The 10,720-nt window shown below is 65.8% G+C and carries 10 protein-coding genes; 3 read left to right on the forward strand and 7 right to left on the reverse strand.

Features of this window, described 5'->3' with window-relative positions:
- The first annotated feature begins 63 nt into the window (after positions 1-63).
- From EGD98_RS00615 to EGD98_RS00625, 3 genes are all read left to right on the forward strand, one after another.
- The gene (locus tag EGD98_RS00615; RefSeq protein WP_220586414.1) at positions 64-849 is read left to right on the forward strand and encodes a helix-turn-helix domain-containing protein; all 786 of its coding nucleotides are present in this window, start codon (positions 64-66) and stop codon (positions 847-849) included.
- A gap of 103 nt (positions 850-952) precedes the next feature.
- The gene (locus tag EGD98_RS00620; protein ID WP_220586415.1) at positions 953-1,948 is read left to right on the forward strand and encodes a transcription initiation factor IIB; all 996 of its coding nucleotides are present in this window, start codon (positions 953-955) and stop codon (positions 1,946-1,948) included.
- 97 nt (positions 1,949-2,045) lie between these two features.
- Entirely contained in the window at positions 2,046-2,960 is a 915-nt protein-coding gene (locus tag EGD98_RS00625) for an NAD-dependent epimerase/dehydratase family protein (protein WP_220586416.1), read from the forward strand.
- Here the strand turns inward: EGD98_RS00625 and EGD98_RS00630 are convergent, their stop codons facing one another.
- The 7 genes from EGD98_RS00630 to msrA all read right to left on the reverse strand — a co-directional run bounded on the left by EGD98_RS00630 (position 2,961) and on the right by msrA (position 10,554).
- A complete protein-coding gene (locus tag EGD98_RS00630) occupies positions 2,961-3,386 on the reverse strand; it encodes a cupredoxin domain-containing protein (RefSeq protein ID WP_220586417.1) in 426 nt (141 codons plus the stop codon).
- A 198-nt stretch (positions 3,387-3,584) separates the two neighbouring features.
- Complete coding sequence (locus EGD98_RS00635) at positions 3,585-4,493, reverse strand: serine/threonine-protein kinase RIO2 (protein ID WP_220586418.1); 909 nt, start codon at positions 4,491-4,493, stop codon at positions 3,585-3,587.
- Positions 4,494-4,647: 154 nt separating this feature from the next.
- Positions 4,648-7,008 carry a DUF2309 domain-containing protein gene (locus EGD98_RS00640; RefSeq protein ID WP_220586419.1) on the reverse strand — a complete coding sequence of 787 codons (2,361 nt, stop codon included), beginning with the start codon at positions 7,006-7,008 and terminating at the stop codon, positions 4,648-4,650.
- Positions 6,998-8,476 carry a proton-conducting transporter transmembrane domain-containing protein gene (locus EGD98_RS00645; RefSeq protein ID WP_220586420.1) on the reverse strand — a complete coding sequence of 493 codons (1,479 nt, stop codon included), beginning with the start codon at positions 8,474-8,476 and terminating at the stop codon, positions 6,998-7,000. The genes EGD98_RS00640 and EGD98_RS00645 overlap by 11 nt, the downstream gene beginning before the upstream one ends.
- Before the next feature lie 303 nt (positions 8,477-8,779).
- Positions 8,780-9,244, reverse strand: coding sequence for an Lrp/AsnC family transcriptional regulator (locus tag EGD98_RS00650; protein WP_220586421.1), 465 nt, complete (start codon positions 9,242-9,244; stop codon positions 8,780-8,782).
- Positions 9,245-9,619: 375 nt separating this feature from the next.
- The gene (locus EGD98_RS00655; RefSeq protein ID WP_220586422.1) at positions 9,620-10,033 is read right to left on the reverse strand and encodes an acyl-CoA thioesterase; all 414 of its coding nucleotides are present in this window, start codon (positions 10,031-10,033) and stop codon (positions 9,620-9,622) included.
- The gene (gene msrA / locus EGD98_RS00660) at positions 10,030-10,554 is read right to left on the reverse strand and encodes a peptide-methionine (S)-S-oxide reductase MsrA (protein WP_220586423.1); all 525 of its coding nucleotides are present in this window, start codon (positions 10,552-10,554) and stop codon (positions 10,030-10,032) included. The genes EGD98_RS00655 and msrA overlap by 4 nt, the downstream gene beginning before the upstream one ends.
- Between the last annotated feature and the right edge of the window lie 166 nt (positions 10,555-10,720).

Here is a 10,720-nt window from a genome sequence, read left to right on the forward strand (position 1 = left end):
ACCCATTTCGGCGTATGCCGAAAACAACCGGAGATATAAACCCCTAGCCTGCGTACCAGCGCTATGCGCGAGTTCATCTTCACTATCGATTACGACCGGGACGTGGACCCGTTGATGGACGTGTTCATCGAACACCCCGAGACCCACTCCCGCTCTATCGCCTGCAACGTCACCGACGACGGGATGTGGCGCCTCGAACGGGTCGCCGGACCCGAGGTGGCGCTTGACCGCTTGGACGACATCTTCGACAGCCCGGTCCAGTGTACCGAGTGTATCGGGACCCGCGACTGCATAACCGACTGGCACTACGAGGTCATCTCGCGCGAAGCGGGCCGACGGACGGTGTACAGCTACCGCTCCGAGGCCGGTGACTGTCACTCCATTCCGCGACTCGCCATCGAACACGTCGGTCAGGGGGTACTCTGTGAGACCGAACGCCGCGGGAGTCGCTGTGAGTGGCGGCTCCTGCTCTGCTCGGACGACGGCGTCGACGACCTCTTCTCGGCCCTCGAAGCGGAGCTTCGCCCCGGGCTCACCGTCGAGTTCCGTCAGCTCGGCGAGCCCGCCTACTGGGCCGACGAGGCCGTTACGCTCGCCGAGTTACCCCCTGAACAGCAGGCCGCCGTTGAGGCTGCCGTCGACTACGGCTACTACCGCACACCGCGGGACGTCTCGCTGACCGAACTCGCCGAACGGCTCGACGTCTCGCGGTCGACGCTGCAGTACCGCCTCCAGCGCGCCGAGGCGTGGATCGTCCGCTCCTTTGTCACCCGCTCGATGGGCCCCGTCGAGGCCGACGAAGCCGTCGCGGAGGGGAGCCGTCTCCGGGTCGGCCGTTCCGGCGTGTGAGGCGCTGACACGCCAGTTCGGCATATGCCAACCGAGCCCTGATACCCGATGCGTGTGTCCATAAGAACACGTACGCGAGTCGCGGTTCCCTCGCACCCCCACCATGACTACACTCAGCACCTACGACGCCCACGAGCGCGATATCGACGAGGAGGAAGCGGTCGCTGACGAACAGCGCTGTCCGGACTGTGGCGGCTCGCTCACCAGCGACGCGTCCCGCGGCGAGACGGTCTGTGGGGACTGTGGACTGGTGGTCGAGGAGGACGAGATCGACCACGGGCCGGAGTGGCGCGCCTTCGACTCTGCCGAGCGCGACCAGAAGTCCCGCGTCGGCGCCCCCACGACCAAGATGATGCACGACGAGGGGCTCTCGACCAACATCGGCTGGCAGGACAGGGACGCCAACGGCAACGCGCTGTCCTCGAGCCAGCGTGAGAAGATGCAACGGCTTCGGACCTGGAACGAGCGCTTCCGCACCCGTGACCACAGCGAGCGCAACCTCAAGCAGGCCTTAGGCGAGATAGACCGTATGGGCTCTGCGCTTGGCGTCCCCGAGAGCGCTCGCGAGACCGCAAGCGTCGTCTACCGTCGCGCCCTTGACGAGGGACTGCTCCCGGGCCGCTCCATCGAGGGCATCGCCACGGCCGCGCTGTACGCCGCCATCCGACAGGCGAACCTCCCACAGACCATCGGGGACATGGTGCTCGTGAGCCGCGTCGACGAGCAGGAGTTCACGCGGGCCTACCGCTACATCAACCGCGAGCTCGCCCTGGAGATCGGCCCGCCGGACCCGGCCGACTACCTCACGAAGTTCGCCTCCCAGCTCGACGCCAGCGACGAGCTGGTGCGCCGGGCCCGCGACCTGCTCGAGACCGGCAAGGCCGCAAACGTCCACAGCGGCAAGAGCCCCGTCGGCCTGGCCGCCGCGGCCATCTACGCCGCCGGCCTGCTGGTCAACGAGGAACTCACCCAGGAGACGGTGAGCGACGCGACCGACGTGAGTACGGTCACCATCCGTGACCGCTACCGCGAACTGCTCGAAGCCGAATCCGCCCGGGATACCACCAGCGCGACGGGCGGCTCGAACGCCAGCGCATAGGGAGTCGCGAGCGGCCGCCGCACCGGCCGCAATACTCGAGGTACTTAATTGTTGGAGCGACCTGACCTATTTAATTCCGCCCCGCCCACTCCCGGGTATGACGGCCACTGTGACCGACAAGACGGTTCTCGTCACTGGCGGTGCTGGCTTCGTTGGGAGTCACATCGCCGACGCCCACCTCCCGGACAACGACGTCCGAATTCTCGACAACTTCTCCAGCGGCAAGCGCGAGAACGTCCCCGACGACGCGACAGTTATCGAGGGGGACGTTCGCGACGACCCAGCACTCGCCGAGGCCATGGACGGCGTCGACCTCGTCTTCCACCAGGCGGCTATCGTCAGCGTCGCCCGTTCCGTCGAGGAGCCGACGACGAGCAACGCGGTCAACGCCAACGGCACCCTTGCGGTTCTGGAAGCGGCCCGCCGGCAGGACGCCCGCGTCGTCTTTGCCTCCAGCGCGGCCATCTACGGCGCGCCCGACGCCCTGCCCGTCACCGAGACCGAATCCAAAGACCCCTCCTCGCCATACGGGCTGGAGAAACTGACCAGCGACCACTACTGCCGGCTGTACGCCGACCTCTACGACCTCCCGACGGTGGCCCTCCGCTATTTCAACATATACGGCCCGCGCCAGTCGGGCGGGGACTACGCCGGCGTCATCAAGGCCTTCAGCGAGCAGGCCCGTGAGGGCGGCCCACTGACGGTCCACGGCGACGGCGAGCAGACGCGGGACTTCGTCAACGTCACCGACGTGGTGCAGGCGAACTGCCTCGCCGCGACCACCGACGCGACCGGGGAGGCGTTCAACGTCGGTACCGGCTCGCGCACCTCGGTCCGCGAGCTCGCCGAGATAATCAGAGACGAAATCGACCCGACCGCCGAGATAGCCCACGTCGACGCCCGAGAGGGAGATATCCGTCACTCGGCCGCCGATATCACGAAGGCCCGCGAGCAGCTGGACTTTGAACCCACGATTTCGCTCGCGGACGGCCTGCACGACTACCTCAACTGACTACTCGACGACGACGGTCCCTTTCATCTGGGATTCGTGGGGGATACAGAAGTACTGGAACTCACCCGCCGTCTCGAAGGTGTGTTCGTAGGTCTCGCCGCCCCCGATGGACCCCTCGTTCGGGTAGGCGTCCCTGGCAGCCGACTCGCTGTCGAACCCGCCCGAGGCGAAGTACGTCGCGCCGTCGGGAATCTTCTCCTCGTAGGCGGTGACGCTGTGTGGGACCGAGCCAGTGTTTTCCCAGGTGACGGTGTCGCCGACGCTCACCGTTATCTCGGCTGGCTCGAACACGAGTTCGTCGGTCATCTCGACCAGATTACCCTGCGCCGTTGCGGTCGGTGTGTCGCCCGACTCCGAGCCGCCACAGCCCGCGAGTCCACCGGCCAGTGCGACGCCGCTCAGACGGAGTACCGTTCGTCGGTCCATAGCGACATTTCGGCTCGGAACGGTTTACGCTCCCCGGTTTCGACCGATAGCGGCGCCAGAAACGCTCGTTTCGCTCGTCGCTTTCTGTGTGCGCTCTCGCCGCAGGAGCTGATTTGATATAGCATTATGAAATTTATCAGTACGTCCGCGAGCGGCGCCGCTCGCGATTGAATTCCCAGAAATATGGCGGTAGCGCCCTCAGACGGTGTATTCGGTGACCGTCTCGAAGCTGCTGTCGGTCAGTGCCGCCGCGACGGCGTCGGTATCGACTTCGTCGACGTGGGTGGGGTATTTGCGCTGGAAGTAGCTCACGATGTTCTCGACGTCCCGGGTCAGCAGCTCCTCGCTGTTCTCGTGGTCGGTCGGTACCGCCTGTGGCCAGTCGAAGACGACGACCCCCTGGGTCGTGACGAAGACGTTGTACTCACTCATGTCCGCGTGGACGAAGCCAGCGTCGTAGGCCGTCTGCATCTCGTCTAGGACCAGATCGAGTACGGGAACGACCTGCTCGGGTTCGAGCCCTGTCCGGGAGAGCTCGACGCCGTCGACTTTCTCCATGACGATGGCGTGGCGGTTCGTATCGATGGGCTGGGGGACAGAGACATCGGGATACAGCGTCTCCAGGGCCTCGTACTCCCGTTCGGCGGCCTTCCGGGCGGTGTAGAGCCAGGAGACGTGGTCGCGGTCCGAAGTGTAGTCCCGGTCGCGCATCACCTCGCGGAAGTTGGTGTACCCCTCGCGGTGGTACTTGAGCGCGAGTGGCTTGTACGACTGGACCTCGTAGACGTCGCTCTCCTTGCCGACGCCCAGGGGCGCGCCAAAGCCCTCCAGGGTGTCCCGTTCGACGAAGGTGTGCAGGGCCAGGGCGTCGTACCCCTCGAAAGTGAGCTTGAACCCCTCGTACTGGATCGTCTTTCGCTCGACCAGCCCGCGGTCCTCACACCGGTCCAGCCGATAGTCCACGTTTTCCTCGCTCAGCCGGGAGAAGTCAGTGAGCTTCTCGCGGTTGACATACTCCGAGAAGCGCATCCCCTGTTCGACCCCCGACAGCAGGTGGAAATCCTCCGGCTCCAGTTCGCCCATTACGGACGCCACGTTCTGGACCATTAGCGGCGCCTAAACGCCCGACTCCTAAAAGTTCGACGCGTCGGCGGTGTGAGGGTGATAAACCAGATAGCGCTATACAGAATTGCCGAATCGGCCGGTCGGCGTGTGGGATTTTGCTCTCACTCTATCGGGAGAAAAAGGGACGCTAAGCCGCTCAGTCGTCGGCCACGGCCGCTGTCGCTTCTGCCAACGGTTCGACGATCGTCGCCTCGTCGGCCGGATACCAGGACAGCTCGCCGGCGTAGTGGAAGGCGGTGTGGTCCTGTGTCGGGTCGACGACAGTCAGGGAGAGCCACCCGTTGTCGAGCAGTCCGACCACGTCTTCGTGGTCGGCGAGGATGTCGGTCACCTGCTCGACCGGCGCGTGGATGACCGTCGAGAGGCGCAGCGGCTGGTGGTAAGGCTCATCGTCGGCCGCCATGAGCGACTGCAGGGGGAGGCCGGTCATCAGGTCACCGCCGTTGCCCTGGTAGACACCGACGTTGCCGACGGGGTTGTGGGTTATCTTCGACCCGCTCCCGTAGGCGGCGGTGTCGACCGTCGAGAAGTAGTACTGGCAGTTTATCCACTGGGTGACGACCATCGGCCCCGCGATGATGGCTTCGAGGGCCGCTCCGTCGGGGTCGGTCGTCCAGTCGTAGGAGTGGAGGAACGAGCGGCCGTCGAAGTCGATGTTGGCGGTCAGCTCCCCTGGCCCGATGACGAAGCCGGCGTTGCCGGCCAGCCCCCACTCGGGGCGGGTCTCGGCCCAGTCGGCGGCCTTGCGCTCGGTCTCGCGGACGGCGTCGCTCCCACCCACGCGCTCGGCGGTCGCTCCCTCGCGGGCGGTTTCCAGGTCGGCGCGTAGCTGCTCGAGCTCGCCGGCGTGGCTCTCGGGGAGGGCGCTGTCGTAGAGGTCGACCTCGTCGGTCGTGGTGTTGTGCTCGCCGGCGAGGAAGACGGTGTCCTCGGGGACGTCGAAGCCACGCTCGCGGAGCTCGGCCTGGACGGCATCGTCGTTGCAGATCTTCGCGAGCACGCGAGCGCTCGGGCCGCCGGGGTTGCCCGCACAGGCCCCACAGTCCAGACTCGAATCGAACGGGTTGTTCGCGGTCTCGCTGGCGTGGCCGGTGAAGACGACGAGGCGGGCAAAGTGGTCCCACCCCATCAGGTCGAAGGCGGTTTCGGCGTAGCCGACCTTCTCTTCCAGGGTGAGGCTATCGATGGACGGGCTACAGAAGTCGTGGTCGTCCGGAATCGTCTCGTCGACGCTGTCGAAGACGTCGTGGACGCGTCCGGGCACCAGCGTGCGACTCGCCAGCGCGAGCCCGTAGCCGCTCCCGGCGCTCTCGACGAAGCCGTAGGCCGTCGCGGCGTTGGCCTCGATGGTCTCGACGATCTCCGCGGCGGCCTCGCGGATACCCGCCAGGTGGTCGTGGTCGGCCTGCGTGTCGGCGTCGGTCGGCTCGTCGGTGATGGTGTGTTGCGCGTCGAGAATCGGGGGGCAGGCCTCGACGGACACCTCGGTGTCGTACCCCTCGTACTCCATGGGAACGCCGAAGAAGCCGGCGTAGCCGTGGGTCTCGTAGTCGCCAGTGTCCTCCAGATGGCGGCGCAGGACTTCCGAGCGCGTGTCGATACAGAAGACGAGCTGGGCGTCCGGGCGGCCAGACGGCTCGGCCTCGGCGTGAGACTCGCTTGCAGCGCTGACGGCGTCGACGAGTTCCTCGCGGTAGCTCCCTTCCCACGCGCTCAGGAACGTCTCTGCGAGTTCGTCGGCCTCGGTCGGCCCGCTAACTGCCGGGGTCTCCGGGGCGATGTCGGCGTCGACGGCGTCGAGCAACGCCAGTCGCGCTGCGAGATACCCCGCGACCGTTATCGGGTACCGGGACTGCCACTCGCTCTCGTCGGCGGCGCGCTGTTTGATGAAGCCGGTCCAGCCCGGGAGCGCGGCCAGTTGCGCCTCGAAGATGGCCGGCCACTCCTCCTCCGGGTAGGACTCGAGCACCGTCTCGATGGTCTCGGCCGGCGTCGCCGGCATGTCCGTGACGACGCCCCCGTCGGGTATCTGGCCGTCGTGGGCGGCCACGTTGCGGAAGACGCCGTAGAAACCCAGGTCGCGGTCCGGCAGCGGCCAGTGGGCACGTCCCTCGTCGAGGAAGGCCGACAGCCACTTGGTCAGCACGTGGTCGACGCGCTCGACGGCCGTGTCGGGGTCGTCGGTGTCGGTTTCGGCTGCGGTCTCCATGCGGTCGAGTAGTGTCTCGGGATCGGCCTCGTAGCCGGCCGCGGCCAGTTCCGATTCGAGGACGTCGCGGTCTATCTGTCCGCGCTCCAGCGCTGCCTCGAACGTCGCCGGGCTGGGGTAGCCCCGGCCGCCCAGCACCTCCGAGGCCTGCGCGACCGCTTCGGCGAACGGTTGGTCTTCGAACCCCGAGAGGGGGTTGGCGGTCACGAACGAGTGGATGGGCCAGACCGAGCCGACGGTCTCGGCCGCGTCGTCGATGCTGTCGTGGATGTCTTGCTCAGTACTCATTGTAATCCTCCGGGGCGGTCACCAGCGTCTCGGTCGGCGGCTGGCTGGCGTTCAACAGCGCCACGTAGAGGCGCTGGCTGTGTTCGTGGATGCCGGTCTCGATGGCGAGGTAGACGCCGACGAAGAAGACGGCGACGGCGCCGTGGAGCAGGGTCAACTCGGTCGTCGCCGTCCCCACATCCAGGAGCCCGGAGATGCCCTCGTAGACCACGGCATAGAGGACGATGGCCGGGAAGAACACGAGCGGGACCGCACCGTAGCGAGCCATCGCCGGCAGCTCGGTGTGCGTGACCGCGTTGCGGGCCGCGTGCAGCGTGGTGAAGACGACGAAGAAGGTAAGCAGGAGGCCGCTGTCGACTTTCGCCCCCTTGCCGGTCAGCGTCGCGAACAGCCACCCGCCCGCCAGGGCGGTCAGGATGGTCACGGCGACGCCGACGAGGCCTTCTCTGGGACCGATTTCCCCGGTCGGGCTGTTGTGTTCGACGCCGTCGCCCGAACTCAGGAACTGGTAGGCCTTGTAGCAGCCGTGCAGGATGAGGTGGGTGATGGCGGCGCCGAAAAAGCCCAGGCCAGCCTGCATTATCATAAAGCCCATCTGGCCGACCGTCGAGCAGCCCAGTTTGCTCTTGACGTCCGTCTGGACCGACTTCAGGAGCTTCCCACCCAGCGCGCTGGCCGCGCCGACGCCGACCACCGCGAGCATGAGCACGGGGTCGACGGTGATGACTGGGGCAAAGCGGGTTAGCAGGATGCCGCCGGCGTTGACGAAGCCGGCGTGCATCAGCGCCGAGGCCGGCGTCGGCGCGGTCATCGAGGAGAGCAGCCAGCCCTGGAAGGGGATGAGGGCGGACTGTATCATCGCCGCGAGTACGAGCGCGGCGGCGGCCACGAGCCACACCGGGCCGCCGAGTGTGCTGGAGGCAGCGTCGATACCGGAAATCGTCGTCGCGCCGGTCGCCGACCACAGCGCCGTCAGGGCGACTGCCAGTAAGGCGCTACTCGCGAGGAAGTACCTCCGGGCGACCGACGCGGCCGCTCGCGCCTGTTTCCACCCGCTGATGACGCCGATGAGCTGTGCCATCACCAGTCCCATCGCCAGCCACAGCACCCCGAACAGGGCGATGTGGTTGGCTGCGACCAGAGCCATCACCACTACAGTAAAGCCGAAGACGGTGGCGAAAAAGCGCGTCTCGTGGGCGCTACCGGCCATATAACGGCGCGAGTAGCTGTGGACGATTCCCGAGAAGAAGGTCACGACCGTCCACATCAGGACTGTCAGCCCGTCGACGGCGATGAGAGGTCCCAGTTCGGGCGACCAGCCAGTCATCGCGTGGCCAACCAGGGCCGCCAGACTCAGTCCCCACAGCAGCCAGACGGCTCGGGTCAGGGCCGCCGGCGTACTCGGTGCTTGCTGCCCTATGCCGCTCGGAAGCGGTCCGACCGTCGTGCGCTGTGTTTCGTCTGCCATCGTTGGTGTCGTCGTCCGCTATCACCAGGGAGATTCCCCGAGCGATGTCGGCCGTCGTTCATCCAATAGACGAACAGACTGGTTATTAAATCCTTCTATCTTACCAGTCCGTTCGTGTATAAGGGAATTAAAGAACATTATGGTCTTCAGACTAGTAATCGGGCAGTCACCGGCGACGGTGGCCGCTACCGGCTCTCTGCTGGCGTTTTCGGCTGTCTCACCGACGACCGGACGGTCCGGCGATCTCTGGGCGTCCGACTGTTCAGTAGCGTCAAGACGTGGTGAGCGGCGTCCGAGCGGGCACTACTCGCTTACGAAATCGCCAAACGGCGTCGTCTCGTGGCTCCGGACCAGCACCTCGTCGACGACGGTCAGCCCCAGGTCCAGTAGCTCCTGTGCGACAGGGGTGATGTCGCTGTCCGTCTCGCCGACGACGGTCACCAGCAGGTTCCGCTCGCCGGTGACCAGCTCCTGGACCGAGACGACGCCGTCGATGTCGAGGATGGCCGGAATCTGCTCGCCACGCTCGGGAATCGGCGCGGTACAGAACAGCAACATTCGGAGGGGGTAGCCGGACTTCTGGTAGTCGATTTCGGCGCTGTATCCCTTGATTACCTCGTCGCTCTCCAGGCGCTGGATTCGTTTCCGGACGGTGCTGCTCGACGTGCCGGTTCGCTCAGCGATGTCGCCCGACGAGATGTTGCGCGCGTCCTCCTGGAGGGCGTGGAGGATGGCCTCGTCCACGTCGTCGATAGCATCGTCTCCCATACCCTCCTTTCACGTGACGCCGCCAAAGGGACTTCGCCTAGCAACGGCTGCAAATGGCGCTTCACTCGTGGCCGACGACAGCCAGCAAGGCACATCTCGGTGCGCTGCTCACAGCCAGAAAGCCCCCGAGCGCTCGACGTCGTCGGTGCTCCGCACCGACTGCTTGAGGGACCTTCGGTCCCTCGTCTTGGCGAGCGGGCCTTGCGCGGCGCTACGCGCCGCGAAACCGAGGCGGTGAAACCGCCTCGCGCGGCCCGCGAGCCAAAGCTGAGAGCAGTGGGGCTTTCTGGCTGTTACCGGTAGTCGCTACGGGGGCTTTCTGGTTGTTCAGTGCTCCAGCGACTCCGCTGATACTGAAACTGTCCCCAGAAACTGTTACTGCCCGAACTCGAACTCGCTGATGGCGTCGCGCCAGCGCTCGGGGATTGGCTGGGGTTCGCCGGCCGCGCGGTCGTAGGTGACGACGGTCGTCTCGCCGGTCGCGGCGACGGCGCCGTCGTCGCGAATCTCGTACTCGAAGGGGAAACTCGTCGTGCCGAGACGTGGCACCCGGACGCTGACGGTGACGCTGTCGGCGCTCCGGACCGGCTGTTCGAACTCGATTTCGAGCGTCTTGATGACGATGCCGTCGTCACTGTCCGCGAGGAAGCCACGGTCGCCGTCGCCGACGACCTCGACGAGGTAGTCGATGCGGGCCTCCTCCAGATAGGTTCCGTAGCGGACGTTGTTGACGTGGCCGTACGTGTCGAGGTCGTCGAACCGCAGCGGGACGTCTGTCTCGAAATTCATGCCAGGAGCTCGGTGTGTTTCTCGCGCAGCTTGTCCAGCTTGGGCGGGATGGTCATCTGGCAGTAGGCCTGGTTGGGGTTCTTCTCGAAGTAGTCCTGGTGGTACTCCTCGGCGCGGTAAAACGTCTCCAGCGGTTCGACCCCGGTGACGATGTCGTCGTCGTAGCCCGGCTGTATCTCCTCGATGAAGGCCTCCACGGCCTCGCGCTGGGTCTCGTCGTGGTAGAACACCGCCGAACGGTACTGGGTGCCCACGTCGTTGCCTTCGCGGTTCAGCGTGGTCGGCGTGTGCGTGGTGAAGTGGACCGAAAGCAGGTCCTCGTAGCTCACCACCTCGGGGTCGTAGGTGAGCTGGACACACTCGGCGTGGCCCGTCTCCTCCCGGCAGACGGCCTTGTAACTGGGGTTCTCGACGTGGCCCCCGGCGTAGCCCGAGACGACGTCCTCGACGCCCTCGACCTGTTTGAAGACGGACTCGGTACACCAGAAACACCCACCCGCGAACGTCGCTTGCTCGGTCATCGACCGCTAGTAGGCGTGGGACGTACAAAAGCGGCCGGTCGGTCGCTAGGGCCGTGTTTAGATAAAAAACTTAGATTTCGAACAGCCAGAAAGCCCCCGCGTTCTCGACTCCCGCGACTCGCTGTCGTCCGAGAGAGCGAAGCTCTCTCGTGATGAACGAAAGGCG

The sequence above is a fragment of the Haloarcula salinisoli genome, from assembly GCF_019599405.1.
GTDB lineage: Archaea > Halobacteriota > Halobacteria > Halobacteriales > Haloarculaceae > Haloarcula > Haloarcula salinisoli.